The sequence below is a fragment of the Streptomyces sp. NPDC052721 genome, from assembly GCF_040678315.1.
In the GTDB taxonomy this organism is placed as follows: Bacteria; Actinomycetota; Actinomycetes; order Streptomycetales; family Streptomycetaceae; genus Streptomyces.
Genome location: NZ_JBFATL010000030.1, coordinates 26502 through 44949, shown reverse-complemented (window position 1 = coordinate 44949; position 18448 = coordinate 26502). Strand labels below are relative to the sequence as shown.

Here is an 18448-nt window from a genome sequence, read left to right as displayed (position 1 = left end):
CGGAGTGTGCGGTGCGGATACCCACCCGATCCATCGTCGCGGCCTGGGCGCTCTCGGTGGCGCTCCTCGCCGCGGGCTGCGCGGGCGCCGGTGTCAAGCAGACCAGGGCGGGCGAGCTGGTCTTCCTGGAGGCCGCCACCGACCGGGGGCCCGACCCCTTCACGGACTCCACGGACACGGGAGCCTCCCGGCCGGAGTCCCCCCGGGGCACCGCCAGGGTCCAGCCCGGCGAAGTCGAGGCACCCCTGCGCGCGGCCCGTACCGTGTCCGGCGCCACACCCGGCCTGTACCGGGGAACCCCGCGCGTCGCCGCCTGCGACGTCGAGCGGCACATCGGCCGTCTGGCGGCGGACGAGGCCAGGGCCGACGCCTTCGCCCAGGTGGCCGGCGTCACCCGGTCGGCGCTCCCCGGCTATCTGCGTGGCCTGACCCCGGTCGTCCTGGGCGCCGACACCCGCGTCACCAACCACGCCTACCGTGACCGTCAGGCGGCCCGCTACCAGGCCGTCCTCCAGGCCGGCACCGCCGTACTGGTCGACGACCGGGGCGTGCCCCGGGTCCGCTGCGCCTGCGGCAACCCGCTCAAGCCGCCCGCGCCGACCCGTGGCGGGGCAGGGGCCCGCGGCACTCCCTGGGCCGGTTACGAGCCGAAACAGGTGATCGTGGTGGCCCCGGCGCCCCGGGCCGTCACCAGCATCACGATCGTCGACGCGAGGAGCAGGACCTGGATCGAGCGCCGGGTCGGTCACGACGTCCGCCGGGACCGGGTCGTGTCCCCGCCCGCGCGGGCCGCCGCCAGCCCGGTTCCGTCCGGCCCGGCGGACGCCGGACCGCGGGTCACCGGGCGGCCCAGCCCGCGCGAGAGCGGCCCGGCCGCGCCGCCGTCCCCGTCCGGTACGCAGCGGTCCCCGGGGGGTACGCCGTCGTCCCCGCCCGGCTCCGTGGTGCCGGACCCACGCAGCGATCCCCCGGACGGCGCCAGCGGCCTCGCGGACCGGAACACCGGGACGACGGCGGAGGAACCGCCGCCTGCCGAGGACGCCCCCGATCCCGATCCCGTGCCCGATCCGGCCCGCGATCTCTCCCTCGACCTCTCCGTGGACCCCTCGGATCCGGGCGCGTCCGATCCGGGCGACTCCGACCTGAGCCTCTCCGACCCGGACACCTCCGCCGCCACCGGCCCGCCCGACGTGCCCGGCCTGCCCGACGGCGGCGGCCTGATCCCGGACGACCCGCCCGCCGCCGTGCCCGGCGTGACCGGCACCGTCCCCGCCCGCCCCTCGGGCGAGCCCGGCGGCTGAGCGCGGGCCCGGGGCCCGCCGAGCCCGGCGCCGAGCACACGAGCCCGGCGCTGCCCCCCTCACGTCGCCGATCAAGTCGAAGAATCGGCCGGTTCCTGGCAAGGTGGCCCCATGGCCGACCGGGAAGCGAGCGCCCTGTCACTCCCGGAGGACTGGCCCGCGCACCCGGACCCGATCCTCGCGCTCAACCGCATGGGCAGCTTCGACTGGGACCTGGACGTCGGTCTGTTCCACATGGACGCCCAGGCCTTCGAGGTGTTCGACCTGCTGCCCGAGGAGTACGACGGGCGCCCGGAGACCCTGGCCGTCCGGGTGCCGCCGCCGGAGGCCGCCCGGCTCGACGCCGTGGTCGCCCGGGCGATCAAGGACGGCAGCGAGAACTACGGCGCCTACTTCCGCATCCGCTGCCGTGACGGCACCATGCGCTGGACGCACACCCAGGGCTACATCCGGCGCGACGACACCGGCCGCCCGCGCCGGGTCGTCGGCATCGTCCGCGATGCCACCGACGAACTCGCCGACAGCGCGGCCCGCAGCCTCCGGGCCGCCCAGGACGAGGCGTTCCGGCAGCAGACCAGCGTCGTCCAGGTCATCTCCGCCGCGCTCGCCCACGCCCGCAGCGTCCAGGACGTCATCGACGTCCTCAAGGACACCCACGGCATCCGCCACCTCGGCGCGGCCAGCCTGGTGATGGGCCTGGTGGAGGCGGGCCGGATCCGGCTGGTGGCCGAGGGACCCGTGGATGCCTCCGTCCCCGGGACCCGTGTCACCCGGATCGACGAGCCGTACCCGATGAGCGAGGTCGTCCGCACGCTCAGCCCCCGGTTCATCGAGTCGCCCGAGGAGTTCGCCGAGGGCTACCCGATCCTCTGGCCGCACCTCACCGACCTGCGCATCACCTCCGCCGCCTACCTGCCCCTGATCGCCCAGGCCCGCCCGATCGGCGCGATGGGCCTGCTCTACGACGACCGGCGCGGCTTCTCCGCCGAGGAGCGCGCCGTCCTCGTCGCGCTCGGCAGCAGCATCGCCCAGAGCCTCATGCGGGCCATGCTCTACGAACAGGAGAAGGACCTCGCCCAGGGCCTCCAGCAGGCCATGCTGCCCCGCACCATTCCCAGCGTCCCGGGCGCCGACGTCGCGGTCCGCTACCGCTCGGCCGCCCTGGGCCGGGACATCGGCGGCGACTGGTACGACCTGATCCCGCTGCCCGGAGGCCGGGTCGGCGCGGTCATCGGGGACGTCCAGGGCCACGACACGCACGCGGCGGCCGTCATGGGGCAGCTGCGCATCGTGCTGCGCGCGTACGCCGCCGAGGGCCACCCCCCGGCCACCGTGATGGCCCGCGCCTCCGTCTTCCTGCACGAACTCGACACCGACCGCTTCGCCACCTGCCTGTACGCCGAGGCGGACCTGTCCACCGGAGTCGTCCAGGTGGTCCGCGCCGGGCACATCGACCCGCTGGTGCGGCACAGCGACGGCAGCTGCGCCCGGATCGGCGTCGAGGGCGGGCTGCCGCTCGGCCTGTCCGCCGAGTTCGGGCGGCTGGAGTATCCCGTCGCCACCCTTGAACTCGACCCCGGCCACACCCTGCTGCTGTGCACCGACGGGCTGGTCGAACAGCCCGGCACCGACCTGGACGACGGCATGCGCGGCCTGGTGGCCCTCGTCTGCGACGGCCCCCACGAGGTGCGCGACCTCGCCGACCGGCTGATCCAGCTGGCCGAGGAGCGGGGCGGCGACGACGACGTGGCCCTGCTTCTGCTGCGTCGCCGCAGCCGGGAGGCCACGCGGCCCGGCGGCCGGCTCCGGCAGCATGTGGCGCCCGGCGACCCGGAGGCCCTCACCCGGGCCCGGCACATGATCCAGGCCGCGGTCCGCGCCTGGGGCGCCCACGACCTCGCCGACGAGATCGAGCTGGTCGCCGGCGAGCTGATCACCAACGCGCTGATGCACACCGAGGGCTCCGCGATCGTCACCCTGCGGGCCCTGGACGGCGGCGACCGCAGGCTGCGCATCGAGGTCGAGGACTGCTCCAGCGCCCTGCCGCGGCGCCGCGACGCGGGCGAGATCGGTGTCTCCGGCCGCGGCCTGGTCCTCGTGGAACGGCTCGCCGACAGCTGGGGCGTGGAGGCACGGGGCGGCGGCAAGGCGGTGTGGTGCGAGTTCCGGGTGCCGTGGCCACCGGTCCGGGAGTGACGGCAGGGCGTTGTCGGTGCCGGATGGCACTCTGGACGTATGCCCGAACTGCCCGAGGTAGCAGCGCTGACGGACTTCCTCACCGAGCACCTGGTCGGACGGCGGATGGTGCGGGTGCTGCCCGTGGCCATCAGCGTCCTGAAGACGTACGACCCCCCGGTCACCGCCGTGGAGGGAGCCGAGGTGACGGCCGTGCGCCGGCACGGCAAGTTCCTGGACGTCGAGACGGACGGCGGGCTGCATCTGGTGGCCCATCTGGCCCGCGCGGGCTGGCTCCAGTGGAAGGACCGGCTGCCGGACGGCCCGCCGAAGCCCGGGAAGGGCCCGCTGGCGCTGCGCGTGGCGCTGGAGACCGGCGAGGGCTTCGACCTGACCGAGGCGGGCACCCAGAAGCGCCTCGCCGTGTACGTCGTCCGCGACCCGGAAGAGGTGCCCGGCATCGCCCGCCTCGGCCCGGATCCGCTCGCCGGCGACTTCGACGAGGACCGCTTCGCCGCCCTGCTCCGGGGCGAACGGAGGCAGCTGAAGGGTGCCCTGCGCGACCAGTCGCTGATCGCGGGCGTCGGCAACGCCTACAGCGACGAGATCCTGCACGCCGCGAAGATGTCCCCGTTCAAACTGGCCGCCTCCCTCACCCCGGAGGAGACCCACCGGCTGTACGAGGCGCTGCGCGACACGCTCACCGAGGCGGTCGAGCGCTCCCGGGGCGTGGCCGCAGGGCGGCTGAAGGCGGAGAAGAAGAGCGGCCTGCGCGTCCACGGCCGCACCGGCGAACCGTGCCCGGTGTGCGGCGACACCATCCGCGAGGTCTCCTTCAGCGACTCCTCGCTCCAGTACTGCCCCACCTGCCAGACGGGCGGCAAGCCCCTGGCCGACCGCCGGCTGTCCCGCCTGCTGAAATGAGCCCGGGGCTCAGCTCTGGCTGTTGCGGAAGCCGATGACCACCGCTCCCCACCAGCACACCTGGGACACCAGAGCCGTGGCGGCGCCTCGGACGAGCAGGCGTGGCGCGACGGACCCGTCCCGCCGTGCCCGCATGCGCCGGGCGAGCAGTCCGGCCTGCAGGCCGTTGAGGGTGAGCCCGAGCACCAGGGCGAGTTTGACCCGGGTGAGGGTGGCGCCCAGGTCGGGGTGGAGGAGGACCCCGCTGGCCACCAGCCCGGCGAGCCCGGCCCAGATCGGCACGTGCAGCCGGTGGGTGCCGTTCAGGGCGTCGGTCAGCGAGCAGCGGCCGGTCAGCCAGAGCAGGGCGTGGTAGTCGGCGGCCAGGACGGCGCCGAAGCCGAGCACCAAGGAGGCGAGGTGCACGAAGAGCGCCGCGGTGTGCAGGGTGGCGTCCACCCGTAGATGGAGGGAGACCCAGGCGCAGGCCGCGAGGCTCAGGCAGACGCCCAGTGCCGCCGCGCCGACCGTCCACCAGCTGTCGTACAGGCCGAGCCGCGACGCGGGGGGCGTCTGCGGGGACAGGGGGGACTCGGGACGTGCGGACACAGACGGCTCCTGGAAGACTCACAGCAAAACTCAGGTAAGGCTTACCTAATGTGAATCTTCGGTCAAGTCCCGGTGCGGTCACTGTGCCCGTACCGTGACCAGCCGTTTCCCGTCCTCCGTGCGGACCTCGAACCGGGCGATCTGGTCCGGGTGCATCGCGGCGGCGCCCATCGCGGTCGTGGGCCGGGTGCCGTCACCCGTGTTGGTCCAGCCTGCGACGACCTGTTCCGTGCCGTCGCGGCCGACCGCGACCAGCCGGCAGGTGTGCGCCCCGGAGCCGTCCCTGACCTCCAGCCGCAGATCGCTGCCCCAGTCCTCCTCCGCCGAGGTGACCCGCGCCCACACCCCGGTGTCCGGATCGGTCGCCGCGACGGCCTGCGCGGCCGGGTCCGTGTGGCCGGCGAACGCCACGATCCCGGGACCGGCCACGGCCAGCACCACGGAGGCGGCCAGGCCGTACAGCAACCGGCGGCGCCGCGTCCGCCGCAGGTGCGCCAGCTCGCCGAGCAGTCGGTCCAGCAGCCGGGGGCCGGGCTGTGCCATGGGGTGCACGAGGCGCGGCGTGGCCCGGCGGTACAGCATCAACTGCCGGGTCGTGGGCCCGAATTCGGTCACGTGTGCCGCGCACCGAGGGCACTCCATGAGGTGGTCCTCAAAGCGGAAGGCCTCCGCCTCGTCCAGCACGCCGAGCGCGTACGCGCCGACGTCGCGATGCCTTTCCAGGGACCTCATGCCGAATCCTCGTGCCGAAGGGTGGGGGAAGGGTTACTCGTTGCTCCCACCCGTACGCAGCCGACCGCCGAATCACTCAAGCCGCGCGCAGAATCGCGGACAAGAGATTCGGAGCGGCCCGGCCCGCGGATTGGTGTGAATTCCGGAAGGTTCAGAAGAGGTGGATCGCGAGGTGCCCGAGGGGCAACCCGAGCCGCCAGGCCGGGGTCCACACCTTCGGCCCCTCGTCCTCCCCGGACACCGCCCCGCCGCCCGGCACCGCGTCCAGGTCCGGCGCGAGCAGTTCGGTCTCCTCCAGCCAGCGCCAGGCGTCCGCCGCCAGCGCCAGGTCGGGGCAGGGCGTGCCGGAGCCGGCCGCCCGCTCCGTCAGCTCGGCCATGCGCTCCCGCACCCAGTCCCGCCACGGCTGGTCGTAGGCGGTCAGCGACAGCCAGTTCTCCAGCTGGGAGATCACCCGGATGCCGGACAGCTCCCCGTCGGTGTCGGACAGGAAGACGGTCAGCGCCAGCGCGTCCCGGCCGGCCCGGAACTCGAAGGACGTCGGTGGCATCAGATCACCGGTGCGCAGCAGTTCGTCGGCGATGTACTCGGCGTACAACCAGGCCATCGGAACGGCCAGTTCATCGCCGTCGGCGCCGTCCGTGCTCTCGTGACCTCTGTGCAGCATCCCTTCCTGCCTTCCTCCGGTGCGTGCGCGTCGCCCGGGCCCCGTCGGGACTGCGGCCCCGGTCCCCGCCGGAACGCGGATGAGGACAGCCCATGCCCGAACGGGGGCCGCAGCAAGGCGCTTTACCGAGGCTTGACCCGGCTTCCGGTTTCATCGCAGGTCGGCCGCATAGCCCGGAAGGCCCCGGCGCAGGGCGCGCAACGCGTAGTACGCCCGGGATTTCACGGTACCGGGTGGAATCCCCAGGGTCTGCGCCGCTTCCGCCACACTGGCCCCGCGGAAATACACGAGTACCAGCACGTCACGGTGTTCCGGCGTGAGTGTCTTCACAGCCTCGCGGACGTCGAGCACCGCGGCGGCCCGTTCGGCGTGGTCGGCGGTCACCCGCGCGTTCTCGGGGACCTCGTCGCCGATCTCGGGCGGTCGGGCCTGCCGGGCCCGCCGGGCGTCGATCGCGAGCCGCCGGGCCACGGTGAGCAGCCAGGGCCGTACGGAGTCGTAGCCGTCGGCGTGCAGCGCCTCCGGATGCTGCCAGGCGCGCACCAGGGTCTCCTGGACGAGGTCCTCGGCGCGCTGCCGGTCTCCGTCGCAGAGCCTGAACAGCAGGGCGAACAGGGGTCCGCCGTGCTCGCGCTGGAGCGCGGCCAGCTCGTGCTCGGCGGTCGTCGTCCCGGGGGTGAGTGAGGTTCCGGCCGTCATGGCCGTATGGCAGCGCAGGGCGCGGCCGGCGGACAGGGGGCGGACCCGGTTGTGCGACGGACGGTCGAACGCGTCGGCGAACGGTCGGACGAGCGGTACGTCAGGACCCGGGCGAGCGGTACGTCCGCACCCCGGACGGGCTAAGGACAGCTCCCGGACTGTTTATCCGACTCGTCAGATTCATACCCATATGCCCGTCACGGCTTCGTCTGTATATACGACAATCCTGGGGTGAGTTGATGATCGGACGCAGACAGCAGGTGGCCCTGGCCCTGGCCCTGACCGCCGTCCTCGCGGCCGGAGCCGCCTGTCAGAACCAGCGCCGGGAGTCCGGCGCGCAGGGACGCTCCGCGCCCGCCGCCGCGGACGGCTTCACCCTCGTCGCCTCCGGAGACGTGCTGCCGCACACCTCCGTCATCGAGCGGGCCTCGTTCGACGCCGGCGGCAGCGGCCACGACTTCCGCCCGATGCTCGCCGGCGTCGAACCGGTCGTCTCCCGCGCCGATCTGGCGCTGTGTCACATGGAGACCGTCTACGGCGCCGACGGCGACTACGCCGGCTACCCCGACTTCAAGTCCCCGCCGCAGATCGCCCAGGGCCTCGCCGCCACCGGCTACGACGGCTGCTCCACCGCCTCCAACCACGCCCTGGACGACGGCGCCGCCGGTATCCGGCGCACCCTCGACGCCATGGACCGGGCCGGCCTCCGGCACGCCGGGACCGCCCGCAACGAGGCCGAGGCCCGCTCGGTCACGATCCTGCGGACGGGCTCGGCCAAGGTCGCCCACCTGTCGTACACCTTCGGCACCAACGGCAACGCGATGCCGCCCGGACAGCCCTGGGCGGTGAACCTGATCGACGCCGACCGGATGATCGCCGACGCCCGTGCGGCCCGGCGGGCCGGCGCCGACGTTGTGGTGCTCTCCGTGCACTGGGGCACCGAATGGCAGGACGAACCCGACCGGCAGCAGCTCACCCTCGCCCAGCGGCTCACCTCCTCGGCCACGGCCGGCCGCCCGGACATCGACCTGATCCTCGGCACCCACGCCCACGTTCCGCAGGCCTACGAGAAGGTCAACGGCACCTGGGTGATCTACGGGATGGGCGACCAGATCGCCGGCGAGATGTACAACGGCGAGGGCGACAAGGATTCGCGGGGCAACGAGTCCACCCTCGGCCGCTTCACCTTCGCCCCGCCCGCCCGGCCCGGAGAGGCCTGGCGGGTCACCAGGGCCGAGTTCGTCCCGCAGCTGTACGACCTCGACGCCGGCCGGGTCGTCGACCTCAACAAGGCCATCGCCGAGGGCGCCGAACTGGAGGGGGTGCGCGACCGGATCAGGGACGTGGTGCTCAGCCGGGGCGCCGGGCAGGACGGCCTGGTCATGGCGGAGTGACTACGGGGCCGGCCGCTCCGCCAGCACCGAGCGGCGGTAGGAGTAGCCGAAGTAGATCCCGCAGCCGATCAGGAACCACACCGCGAACCGCACCCAGGTCTGCCACTGCAGGAACGTGATCAGCCAGATCGAGAAGAGGACCCCCAGGGCGGGCACGACCGGCATCCCCGGCGTCCGGAAGGTGCGCGGCAGCTCCGGCTGCCGGTAGCGCAGCACGATCACCGCCGTGCACACCACCACGAACGCCAGCAGGATGCCGATGTTGGTCAGCTCGGCCGCCTCGCCGATCGGCACGAACCCGGCGATGACGGCCGAGGCCAGCCCGACGATCCAGGTCACCCGGGTCGGCACGTGCCGCGTCGGGTGCGTCTTCGCGAACCACCGGGGGAGCAGTCCGTCCCGGGACATCGAGAACCACACCCGGGTCACGCCCAGCATGAACGTGAACATCACCGTGAGGATGCCGATGATCGCCCCGACCGCGATCACGTCGGCCAGCGCGTCCAGACCGACCGACTTGAACGCCGTGGAGAAGCCGCTCTCCTTGTCGATGTCCTTGTAGTTCTGCATGCCCGTCAGCACCAGACAGGCCGCCACGTACAGCACCATGGAGATCACCAGCGAGTAGATGATCGCCTTCGGCATGTGCCGCTGGGCGTCCTTCGACTCCTCGGCCGCCGTCGACATCGCGTCGTAGCCGAACACGGCGAAGAACACCGTCGCGGCGCCGGTGAACGCACCGCTGATGCCGAACGGGAAGAACGGGCGGTAGTTGCCCGTGTTGATGTGGAACACGCCCACCCCGATCACCAGCAGCACCACCAGCACCTTCAGCGCGACCACGAACGTCTCGAAGCGGGCCGCGCTGCGGATGCCCTGGTTCAGCAGCCAGGCGATCAGCAGACAGAGCAGGGCCGCGAACAGGTCGACCCGGTGCCCGGCCCCGGTACCGGGCGCGCCCAGCATCCACTGCGGCAGGTCGGCGCCCATCTGCTCCACCAGGAAGCTGAAGTAGCCGGAGATGCCGATAGCCACCACCGCCACGATCGCGGTGTACTCCAGCAGCAGGTCCCAGCCGATGAACCAGCCCGCGAACTCGCCGAGCACCGCGTACCCGTACGTGTAGGCCGACCCCGCCTTCGGGATCATCCCCGCGAACTCGGCGTACGACAGCGCCGCGCACGCGCTCGCCACACCGGCGATCAGGAACGACACCAGCACCGCGGGCCCGGCCGTGCCGTTCGCCACCGTGCCGGCCAGCGTGAAGATGCCCGCGCCGATGATGCCGCCCACACCGATCGCGGTCAGCTGCCAGAGCCCCAGCGACTTGTCCAGCCGGGTGCCCTCGCCGACCTCCGTCTCCTCGATGTGCTCGATGGGTTTGCGGCGGAGAATCCCCTCACCCGCACGGAGCCTGTCCATGGGCCTCACCTCTTCGCCGACGGCAAACGGCTGACGGCGGATCATGATGGCTCAGCGAAGAGCGCCAGGGAAGGCGCCACGCACGGCCCACAGGCGTCCCGATCCGGCCGGTGGGACGAGCGCGCGGCGCGGCGAGCCCGGGCGCGGGCCGTGAGCGGGGTGCGCCGGGTCTGCTCGCCTGCGAGGACGCGAGCGACAGGGGAGCCGGCGAGCGCGGCCGGCAGGGCTTCCCCGCGAACGGCCGGTGATGATCGTGGCCAGGCCTCGGGCGAGGGCGCCCGGATCACCGCGCGGACGCACCAACCCCCCGGCGGTGCGTGTCCGGCGCTGGCCTTTGTCGGAGCCCTCTGCCGTTCCCTCGGCGGTGCGTGTCTGGCGCTCGCCTTTGTCGGAGCCCTCTGCCGTTTCCCCGGCGGCCCGTGTCCAGCGCTCCCTTGCCGGAGCCCCCTGCCGTTCCCTCGGCGGTCCGTGCGCGGCGCTGGCCTCCGTCGGAGCGTCCCCTGCCGCGCTCCCTACGGCACGACCGTCACCGGCCAGCGGCCCGTCTTCACCAGGCGGACCGCCACCGAGCCGATGATCCGGTGGCCGGCCTGTTCCGAGGCGCCCACCACCACCGCGTCCGCCTTCAGCTCGTCCGCCGCCTTCACCAGCCCGTTGTAGGGGTCACCGCGGAAGGTGTGGAACTCCCAGCGCAACTCGAACGTCCCCTTGAGCCGCTCGGCAGCGTCGCGGATCTGCGCGACCAGGTCCTCGGCGATCTCGTCGGTGGTCTCCGCCACCGGCGCCCCGAGCGCCGCCCCGGCCGCCAGCACCGGCTGCACGTACACCACCGCCAGCAGCGCGTGCTGGCGCCGGGCCAGACCCGCCGCGTACGCGGCGGCGCGCATCGAGGAGTCGGAGCCGTCCACGCCGACCAGGATGACCTTCGGCCCGTCCGTGCCCCGCTCGAACCGGTGCGCATGCGAGTGCTGCTCGTGATGCTGTTCCGTCACGGTCGAGAGGTTATCGGAATCGACCGTTCCTGGTGAACGGCGGTTCACGAGGGTCCGCTCGACGGGCGAGGCACGGCCGCCCTTCCTAGAGTCGGAACCATGACCGCCACCGCGGAGCCCGCCGCACGGAGGGCCGCCACGGCACCGACACGCCCGCCCGCCGGCGGACGCCTCGGCTGGGTCCCGGAGGCCTTCGCGACCCTCTTCGCCGCCCTCGGCCTGCTGTGCGCCCTGCTCGCGATCATCAGCCCGTTGCGCCGGCCGTTCCGCCCGCTGGTCCGCGCCCTCGACCTGCTGCTGGTCCCCCTCAGCGACAACCTCGCCTACGCCGTCTTCCTGTTCCTGCTGGCCGGCGCCACCGCCGCCCGCAAGAAGGCCGCCTGGTGGCTGGTCGTCGTCTATCTCGGCCTGCTCGTCCTCACCGACGCGCTCGGCACCGCCGTCGGCCTGTACGCCGAGTCGCTGCCGTCCCTGGTGCTGTGCGCGCTGCTGCTGCTCCTCCTCGTGCTCGCGCGCGGGGAGTTCTACGCCGTCTCCCGCCGCGGCGCCGTATGGCTGGCCCTCGCCGTGCTGCTGGCCGGGCTCGCCGTGGCGATCCTGGTCGGCTGGGGCCTGGTGCTGCTCTTCCCGGGCACGCTCCCGGCCGGCCAGCACCTGGCCTGGGCCGCCGCCCGGGTGTGCGGCGGGCTGGTCCCGGGCAGCGCCTTCGACGGCCGCCCACCGCGCCCGGTGACCTTCGTGCTCGGCCTGCTCGGCGCCCTCGCCCTGCTCAACGGGGCCGCCACGCTGTTCCGTTCCCAGCGTCTGGAAGCCGCCCTGCACGGCGACGAGGAGGCCCGCGTCCGCGCCCTGCTGGCGGCGTACGGCGACCGGGACTCCCTCGGCTACTTCGCCACCCGGCGCGACAAGGCCGTCGTCTTCTCGCCCAGCGGCAAGGCGGCCGTCACCTACCGCGTCGAGGCCGGGGTGTGCCTGGCCTCCGGAGACCCCGTCGGCGATCCGGAGGCCTGGCCGCGCGCCATCGACGCCTGGCTGGACCTGGCCCGCCGGCACGCCTGGGCGCCCGCCGTCATGGGCGCCTCCGAGGCCGGCGCCCGCGCCTGTGCCCGCGCCGGCCTGGGCGCCCTCCAGCTCGGCGACGAGGCGATCCTGCGCGTTCCGGGATTCGATCTGACCGGCCGCGAGATGCGCGTCACCCGGCAGGCCGTGCACCGGGTCCGCCGTACCGGAGCCGTCTGCCGCATCCGCCGCCACGCGCACCTCACCGAACGCGAGATGGAGGAGATCGTCCGCAAGGCCGACGCCTGGCGGGACACCGAGACCGAACGCGGCTTCTCCATGGCCCTGGACCGGCTCGGCGACCCCGCCGACGGCGACTGCCTGCTCGTGGAGGCCCTCGGCGAGGACGGCCGGCTGCTCGCGCTGCTCTCCTTCGTGCCCTGGGGCCGCGAGGGCGTCTCCCTGGACCTGATGCGCCGTGACCGGGCCGCCCCCAACGGGGTCATGGAGTTCATGGTCGCCGAACTGTGCTCGGCCGCGCCGAAACTCGGCGTGCGCCGCGTCTCCCTGAACTTCGCCGTCTTCCGGTCCGTCTTCGAGGAGGGAGCCCGCATCGGCGCCGGACCGGTCCTGCGGCTGTGGCGCCGGCTGCTGCTGTTCTTCTCCCGCTGGTGGCAGCTGGAGGCCCTGTACCGCTCCAACGCCAAGTACCGCCCCGAGTGGTACCCGCGCTTCCTCTGCTACGGCGACACCGCCTCCCTCGCCCGCATCGGCCTCGCCTCCGCCATCGCCGAAGGCTTCGTATCCGTCCCGTCGTTGCGCAAACTCTGGGGAAAAGGGCACCCGATAAGCGGACGGCGGCCCGCCACCACGGCGGGCCCGCCGTCCGTGCCGGTGTCCGGCCTCGCCGGAGGGGACGGGGCCGGGCCCGCCGCCCCGGACGCGGGCCTGCCGGACCAGGTCCGTGTCCGGTACCGCACCCTCGACCGGCTGCGCGCCGCCGGCACCGACCCCTATCCCGTGGGTGTCCCCGCCCCGACCCACGCCCTCGCCGACGTCACCCCCGGCGCGGACGTCACCGTGGCCGGACGCGTCATGCTGGTCCGCGACTTCGGCGGCATCGTCTTCGCCGTGCTGCGCGACTGGTCCGGCGGCCACCAGATCGCCCTCACCCGTAACGGCTCCGGCCCGGCACTCGACCGCTTCACCCGCGACACCGACATCGGCGACCACATCACCGTCACCGGCCACGCCGCCCGCAGCGACAAGGGTGAACCCACCGTCTTCGTCACCTCCTGGCAGCTCACCGGCAAGTGCCTGCACCCCCTGCCCGACAAACGGCGCGGCCTCACCGACCCCGAGGCCAAGGTCCGCCGACGCCACCTGGACCTGATCACCAGCCCCGACGCCCGCGCGGTCCTGCGCACCCGCTCCGCCGCCGTCCAGGCCCTGCGCCAGGGGCTGCTGGACCGCGGCTACCTGGAGGTCGAGACCCCGATGCTCCAGCAGGTCCACGGCGGCGCCAACGCCCGCCCCTTCACCACCCACATCAACGCCTACGACCTCGACCTGTACCTGCGCATCGCCCCCGAGCTGTACCTGAAGCGGCTGTGCGTCGGCGGCCTGGAGAAGGTCTTCGAACTGGGCCGCGCCTTCCGCAACGAGGGCGTCTCCTACAAGCACAACCCCGAGTTCACGATGCTGGAGGCCTACCAGGCCCACGCCGACTACGACGTCATGCTCGACCTCGCCCGTGAACTGATCCAGGGCGCCGCGTCCGCCGCCTTCGGCTCCCCGGTCGCCCGCAGGGACGGCGCGGAGCACGACATCTCCGGGACCTGGCCCGTCAGGACCGTGTACGGGGCGCTCTCCGAGACGCTCGGCGAGGAGATCGGCCCCGGCACCGAACTGCTGCGGCTGCACCGGCTGTGCGACCGCACCGGAGTGCCGTACACCGCGGACGACGGGCCCGGTGACGTCGTGCTGGAGATGTACGAGCGGCTCATCGAGCACATGACCGGACCGCCCACCTTCTACAAGGACTTCCCGACCGGCGTCTCCCCCCTGACCCGGCGGCACCGCACCGACCCGCGGCTCGCCGAACGCTGGGACCTCGTCGCCTTCGGCACCGAACTCGGCACCGCCTACTCCGAGCTGACCGACCCCGTCGAGCAGCGCCGCCGGCTCACCGAGCAGTCGCTGCTCGCCGCCGGCGGCGACCCGGAGGCCATGGAACTGGACGAGGACTTCCTCCAGGCCCTCGCCTACGCCATGCCCCCGACCGGCGGCCTCGGCCTCGGCGTCGACCGGGTCGTCATGTTCCTCACCGGTCTGACGATCCGCGAGACACTGCCCTTCCCGCTCGTGCGCCGCCGCTGAGACGTCTGACGCCCACTGCGCTGTCCGGGTGTATTACCGCCGCCGCACCGGTGCCGTTGTGGTGCGCCGGAGCCCGGTGGGGCGACTGATGGGTCATGCAGAAGGATCAGTTGTTCACGCGGCGCCGGATGCTCCTCGCCGGCGTCGCCGCCCTGGGAGCCGCGGGCACCGCCGGAGCCGTCCTGGCGCAAGGCGGCGAGGAGACCGCCCGGAGCGCCGCGGCCCCCGTCGCCGGCCCGCAGGCCCGCCAGGCGCTCAAGCCCTCCGCCTTCCGGCTCCAGCCGCTCACCGGAGACGGACCGCCGCGCGCCGCGCCCCGCAGGCTGAAGGTGCGCAAGGAACCCATCCTGCGGGTCTCCGGAAGCGGCCGGCACATGGTGCTGACCTTCGACGACGGCCCCAACCCGGCGTACACCCCGCACATCCTCGACACCCTCGCCAAGTACGACGTACGGGCGATGTTCTTCGTCTGCGGCGAGTGCGTCGTGCGGAACAAGGAACTGCTGGCCCGGATGGCCGACGAGGGCCATGTCGTCGGCAACCACACCTGGACGCACCCCCTGCTGACCGAGCTGAACCGCCGTGAGATCCGCTCCGAGATGGAGAGCACCAGCGACGCCATCGAGGACGCCTACGGCATGCGCCCGCAGTGGTTCCGCGCTCCCTACGGCGCCTGGAACCGCGCCGCGTTCCAGCTGGGCGCGGAGATGGGCATGGAACCGATGGCCTGGACCGTGGACACCACCGACTGGATGGAGCCCGGCATCGGCACCATCATCGACCAGGTGGAGAGCGGCGCCGCCCCCGGTGTCGTGGTGCTCTCCCACGACGCCGGGGGCGACCGCTCGCAGACCGTCCGCGCGATCCGCGAGTGGCTGCCCTATCTGATCGACTCCGGATACCGCCTCACCGTGCCGCGCCGGCGCGTGTGACGCCTTCCGTCCGTACCAGCTCCTCTTTCGCCCGCCGGGCCGCGGTGGTTCAGACGACCCCGGCCAGGCGGGCGAAGACCACGACATTCCCGTCGTAGCCGTTCTGCTTCGAGAAACCGCCGCCGCAGGTGATGACCCGGAGTTCCGGTGCCCCCTTCGAGCCGTACACCCGGTCGCCCGGGAAGTTGTTCTTCTCGAAGACCTCGACCCCGTAGATCTCGAACACGGCGGTCTTTCCGTCCTGGCGCAGGACCTCGACCTGGTTTCCCTTCTTCAGCGCTCCGAGGCCGTAGAACACGGCGGGGCCCTGCTTGTTGTCGACGTGTCCGACGATGACCGCGGTGCCCTTCTCCCCCGGGGACACGGCGCCGGTGAACCAGCCGGCGAGGCCCGGGTTCTCCGGCGGCGGAGCGGCGACCCAGCCGTCCGCGTCCAGCCCGACCTGGACGACGGGCGCGTCCACCCGGATCGCCGGGATCCGGACCCGCTGCACGGGGGAGAACGGCAGGGGGGCGGGTGCCGGTGCGAAGGTGCCGAGGGTGGCGCGGCTGTCCGGGGCCGCCGCGGTGGCGGGCTGCGGCGGGCCGACGTCGAATTCCCCCGAACCATTGCGAATGAGCGCCAGGCCGGTCAGCAGAACAAGCGCTATCACGCCCCACGGGGCGCGCTTCCTCCGCCGCTCCTCCTCTTCGGCAAGCTGGGCCAGCTTGGACGCAGACATTCGTCACCCCTTTCGGCGCGGGCCTCGCCACGTCCCTCGCGCATGGGAAAACGCTAAGTCCCGCGCGTGCGGCGGGCGACGGGCCGAACGGCGAACGGGTGGCCTCGCACCCGGCCGGTGCGCCATCCGAGTTGCCGTTTCCAGGAAATTTCTGACGGTCCGTGACCTGCGGCAATATCCGATTGTGTGGTTGTCCGTCGGTGTGTCGGCTCACCAGGACGGACCATTCTCGACATGCGGGCGTGTTCTGCGCGTCTGAGGGTCTACCCGGGAGGTGTTTTCTCGCCGATCCACCGGGGACGGGACCCGGGGTGCCTCCCGCGGAGGATCACATGCGCAACCAACGCGCCCTGGCGGCGGCGTGCACCGCGGTCGCCGTGCTCGGGCTCGCCGCCCCTGACGCCGTCGCGGACGGCATGGGCAACGGGGGCGGGCCGAGCGGCACCGACAACACCACGGTCATCGTGCCCGGTACCGGCAACATCGGCACCTTCAGTGGGAACGGCGTCCTCCCCGGGAACGGCGTCCTGCCCGGGAACGGCGTCTTCCCCGGGAACGGGAACGTCAACGGGAACGGCCATTTCAACGGGAATGGCAACGGGAACTTCAACGGGAACGGGAACGGAAACGGCCACGGGAACGGGAACGGGAACGGGAACTTCAACGGCAACGGCAACGGCCGTGGCGGTGAAGGCAACGGCCGTGGCGGCGAAGGACACGGCAACGGCCGTGGGGGCGAAGGCAACGGCCGAGGGGGCGAGGGCTTCGGCAACGGACGCGGAGACGACTTCGGCCGCGGGAACGGATTCGGCGGAGACGGGTTCGGGGGCCGTGGCGACGACTTCGGCAACTCGCGCGACATCTTCGTCACGCCCGACATCGTGTCGGCCGGGGGTCACCTCACCATCATCGTGAACGGCTGCCGGGGCGGCACGGCGAGTTCCGACGCCTTCGGCACCATCGAGCTGGAACGGTTCCGCGACGACACCGCGCGGGGTGTCGCCACCGTCGACCGCGACGCCCGCCGCGGCCGGTACGACGTCACCGTCCGCTGTGACGGCCGCACCCTGACCCGCCGCGGGGCCTTCAGCGTCATCGGCGGCGTCAACGGCGGCTTCGGCGGAAGCAGGACCAGCGGCGCGACACCCACCGACATGGCCATCGGAGGCGGCCTCGTGGGCGCGGCCGTGCTCGGCAGTGGTGCCTTCTGGCTGCGCCGCCGGCACGACAAGCGCGCCTGAGCCCCCGGTGCGCCGCCGAGGCCACCGGATCCGTCCCCGCCCCCGAGCACACGCACGTCGACAGGCCTTCGCCCCGGTCCCTCGCGGAAGCGGGGGCGAAGGCCTGCCGTGGCTGCCGTCCCGGTCGAGCGGAAGAGGCCGCTCGGGCGGGGCGGCCGGAGTTACCCGGTGATGCCCGGGAACAGGCTCTGGAACGGCTCCGCGGTCACCGCGATGCCCCGGCTGTAGGGCGCGTCGAAGTCCCAGATGAGGAACAGCATGAAGGCGATGGTCGCGGAGAACAGCCCGGCCAGAACCAGTTCGCGCCCCGTGCGCCGGATCTGCAGCGCGAACACCATGCCGACGGTGATCAGCGCGCCCGTGAACAGCCCCCACCACACGACCGGCGGCATGGTGGCCCCGGTGGAGTCGGCGCGCGCGTTGCGCGCCTGGTCGGCGGTGGCCATCTGGTCCAGCAGCGGCTGGTAGGCCTGCGCCTCGAAGTCGTTCTTCGGCTGGTAGTCGGTGACGGCTTCCCGGACCTTGTGCAGCAGTTCGGTGCCGCGGTCCGTGACCCGCTCGTCGTCCGCCATCGTCCGCCACTCGGTGTGGACGACGTAACCGACGTAGGCGTTGACGTCCCCGCGGATCCCGTCCCGGACGTCCGGCGGGTAGACCCGGACCCTCTCCGAGATCTCGTGCAGCGCCTGGGCCTCGGTCTGCACGTGGTCCTGGGCGGTGTTGCGCGCCTCCCACACGCCCGCGATGGCCAGGCCCAGGACGATGGCGTAGACGACGCCGATCCACATCGTCATGTACTCGATGACGTCCGGGGTCTCGCTGGGATCCTCGTCCTCGGCGGCCGTCCGGTGCCGTAGCAGCGTGATGACCACCACCACGGCGCAGGCCCCCAGCATCGCGAGGACGAGAACAAGCCAATCCGACAACTGATGCCTCCAGGGAGTGAGGGGGCCGGCGCGTCAGCGCGGGCGCAGCGCCGCGACGGCGACGATCGCGGGGACGGTGATGAGCAGGACGTAGGTGACGGGGGAGGTGTGGCCGCGCGTGGGGCGGCTGATGGCGTGGGGGTGGTTCGCCGGGTAGGTCACCGGGGTCACGGAGGGCCGTGGGACGGGCTTGGGTGCCGGCCTCGGCGTGGGTCTCGGCGGCGTGGGGGTGGGTGTCGGCCGGGGTGCCGGGGGAGCCGGGGGAGCCGGGGGCGCTGGAGCGGGCCGGGCGGGCGGTCGCCGCGTGGGGGCTGGTTTCGGCGGCGGTTTCGGCGTCGGCCGGGGTGGCGGTTTCG

General features: G+C 73.0%; 16 protein-coding genes. 7 read left to right on the top strand and 9 right to left on the bottom strand.

The window, feature by feature from the left end; translation table 11 throughout:
* Window positions 1-11 precede the first annotated feature (11 nt).
* The 3 genes from AB0L21_RS26120 (at window position 12) to AB0L21_RS26110 (ending at window position 4400) form a co-directional block, all read left to right on the top strand.
* A complete protein-coding gene (locus AB0L21_RS26120; RefSeq protein WP_365786716.1) occupies window positions 12-1301 on the top strand; it encodes a DUF6777 domain-containing protein in 1290 nt (429 codons plus the stop codon).
* Between the two features lie 111 nt (window positions 1302-1412).
* Window positions 1413-3497, top strand: coding sequence for a SpoIIE family protein phosphatase (locus AB0L21_RS26115; protein WP_365786714.1), 2085 nt, complete (start codon window positions 1413-1415; stop codon window positions 3495-3497).
* 39 nt (window positions 3498-3536) lie between these two features.
* Window positions 3537-4400, top strand: a complete 864-nt coding sequence (locus AB0L21_RS26110) for a DNA-formamidopyrimidine glycosylase family protein (RefSeq protein ID WP_365702210.1) — start codon at window positions 3537-3539, stop codon at window positions 4398-4400.
* A gap of 9 nt (window positions 4401-4409) precedes the next feature.
* Here AB0L21_RS26110 and AB0L21_RS26105 read toward each other — a convergent pair whose 3' ends face one another.
* From AB0L21_RS26105 to AB0L21_RS26090, 4 genes are all read right to left on the bottom strand, one after another.
* Window positions 4410-4988, bottom strand: a complete 579-nt coding sequence (locus AB0L21_RS26105; RefSeq protein WP_365702212.1) for a hypothetical protein — start codon at window positions 4986-4988, stop codon at window positions 4410-4412.
* Between the two features lie 78 nt (window positions 4989-5066).
* Window positions 5067-5720 carry a zf-HC2 domain-containing protein gene (locus AB0L21_RS26100; RefSeq protein WP_365786712.1) on the bottom strand — a complete coding sequence of 218 codons (654 nt, stop codon included), beginning with the start codon at window positions 5718-5720 and terminating at the stop codon, window positions 5067-5069.
* Window positions 5721-5871: 151 nt separating this feature from the next.
* A complete protein-coding gene (locus AB0L21_RS26095) occupies window positions 5872-6387 on the bottom strand; it encodes a hypothetical protein (RefSeq protein WP_365702216.1) in 516 nt (171 codons plus the stop codon).
* A gap of 150 nt (window positions 6388-6537) precedes the next feature.
* A complete protein-coding gene (locus AB0L21_RS26090) occupies window positions 6538-7086 on the bottom strand; it encodes a sigma-70 family RNA polymerase sigma factor (protein WP_365702218.1) in 549 nt (182 codons plus the stop codon).
* A 239-nt stretch (window positions 7087-7325) separates the two neighbouring features.
* Between AB0L21_RS26090 and AB0L21_RS26085 the strand changes: the two genes are divergently transcribed.
* Window positions 7326-8480 carry a CapA family protein gene (locus AB0L21_RS26085; protein ID WP_365702220.1) on the top strand — a complete coding sequence of 385 codons (1155 nt, stop codon included), beginning with the start codon at window positions 7326-7328 and terminating at the stop codon, window positions 8478-8480.
* Here the strand turns inward: AB0L21_RS26085 and AB0L21_RS26080 are convergent, their stop codons facing one another.
* Entirely contained in the window at window positions 8481-9902 is a 1422-nt protein-coding gene (locus AB0L21_RS26080; RefSeq protein ID WP_365786710.1) for an amino acid permease, read from the bottom strand.
* A gap of 512 nt (window positions 9903-10414) precedes the next feature.
* The gene (locus AB0L21_RS26075) at window positions 10415-10894 is read right to left on the bottom strand and encodes a universal stress protein (RefSeq protein WP_365702225.1); all 480 of its coding nucleotides are present in this window, start codon (window positions 10892-10894) and stop codon (window positions 10415-10417) included.
* Window positions 10895-10993: 99 nt separating this feature from the next.
* On the opposite strand from AB0L21_RS26075, the gene lysX reads away from it, so the two are divergent.
* The gene (gene lysX / locus AB0L21_RS26070; RefSeq protein WP_365786708.1) at window positions 10994-14272 is read left to right on the top strand and encodes a bifunctional lysylphosphatidylglycerol synthetase/lysine--tRNA ligase LysX; all 3279 of its coding nucleotides are present in this window, start codon (window positions 10994-10996) and stop codon (window positions 14270-14272) included.
* 95 nt (window positions 14273-14367) lie between these two features.
* Window positions 14368-15204 carry a polysaccharide deacetylase family protein gene (locus AB0L21_RS26065; RefSeq protein WP_365786706.1) on the top strand — a complete coding sequence of 279 codons (837 nt, stop codon included), beginning with the start codon at window positions 14368-14370 and terminating at the stop codon, window positions 15202-15204.
* Between the two features lie 49 nt (window positions 15205-15253).
* Here AB0L21_RS26065 and AB0L21_RS26060 read toward each other — a convergent pair whose 3' ends face one another.
* On the bottom strand, window positions 15254-15925 hold the full coding sequence (locus tag AB0L21_RS26060; protein WP_365702231.1) for a class F sortase: 672 nt from the start codon (window positions 15923-15925) through the stop codon (window positions 15254-15256).
* A gap of 332 nt (window positions 15926-16257) precedes the next feature.
* Here AB0L21_RS26060 and AB0L21_RS26055 point away from each other — a divergent pair, with 332 nt between their 5' ends.
* Window positions 16258-17166, top strand: coding sequence for a hypothetical protein (locus tag AB0L21_RS26055; protein ID WP_365786704.1), 909 nt, complete (start codon window positions 16258-16260; stop codon window positions 17164-17166).
* A 161-nt stretch (window positions 17167-17327) separates the two neighbouring features.
* Here the strand turns inward: AB0L21_RS26055 and AB0L21_RS26050 are convergent, their stop codons facing one another.
* Both AB0L21_RS26050 and AB0L21_RS26045 read right to left on the bottom strand, forming a co-directional pair.
* Window positions 17328-18092, bottom strand: coding sequence for a hypothetical protein (locus tag AB0L21_RS26050; RefSeq protein WP_365702235.1), 765 nt, complete (start codon window positions 18090-18092; stop codon window positions 17328-17330).
* Window positions 18093-18125: 33 nt separating this feature from the next.
* The gene (locus AB0L21_RS26045) at window positions 18126-18254 is read right to left on the bottom strand and encodes a hypothetical protein (RefSeq protein ID WP_365786702.1); all 129 of its coding nucleotides are present in this window, start codon (window positions 18252-18254) and stop codon (window positions 18126-18128) included.
* Window positions 18255-18448: the final 194 nt, after the last annotated feature.

What these genes read in the sequence shown, in the direction of transcription:
- AB0L21_RS26115 (WP_365786714.1), top strand. Translation starts at nt 1,413, where the DNA reads ATGGCCGACCGGGAAGCGAGCGCCCTGTCACTCCCGGAGGACTGGCCC.
- AB0L21_RS26110 (WP_365702210.1), top strand. Translation starts at nt 3,537, where the DNA reads ATGCCCGAACTGCCCGAGGTAGCAGCGCTGACGGACTTCCTCACCGAG.
- AB0L21_RS26100 (WP_365786712.1), bottom strand. Translation starts at nt 5,720, where the DNA reads ATGAGGTCCCTGGAAAGGCATCGCGACGTCGGCGCGTACGCGCTCGGC.
- AB0L21_RS26095 (WP_365702216.1), bottom strand. Translation starts at nt 6,387, where the DNA reads ATGCTGCACAGAGGTCACGAGAGCACGGACGGCGCCGACGGCGATGAA.
- AB0L21_RS26090 (WP_365702218.1), bottom strand. Translation starts at nt 7,086, where the DNA reads ATGACGGCCGGAACCTCACTCACCCCCGGGACGACGACCGCCGAGCAC.
- AB0L21_RS26085 (WP_365702220.1), top strand. Translation starts at nt 7,326, where the DNA reads ATGATCGGACGCAGACAGCAGGTGGCCCTGGCCCTGGCCCTGACCGCC.
- AB0L21_RS26080 (WP_365786710.1), bottom strand. Translation starts at nt 9,902, where the DNA reads ATGGACAGGCTCCGTGCGGGTGAGGGGATTCTCCGCCGCAAACCCATC.
- lysX (WP_365786708.1), top strand. Translation starts at nt 10,994, where the DNA reads ATGACCGCCACCGCGGAGCCCGCCGCACGGAGGGCCGCCACGGCACCG.
- AB0L21_RS26065 (WP_365786706.1), top strand. Translation starts at nt 14,368, where the DNA reads ATGCAGAAGGATCAGTTGTTCACGCGGCGCCGGATGCTCCTCGCCGGC.
- AB0L21_RS26060 (WP_365702231.1), bottom strand. Translation starts at nt 15,925, where the DNA reads ATGTCTGCGTCCAAGCTGGCCCAGCTTGCCGAAGAGGAGGAGCGGCGG.
- AB0L21_RS26055 (WP_365786704.1), top strand. Translation starts at nt 16,258, where the DNA reads ATGCGCAACCAACGCGCCCTGGCGGCGGCGTGCACCGCGGTCGCCGTG.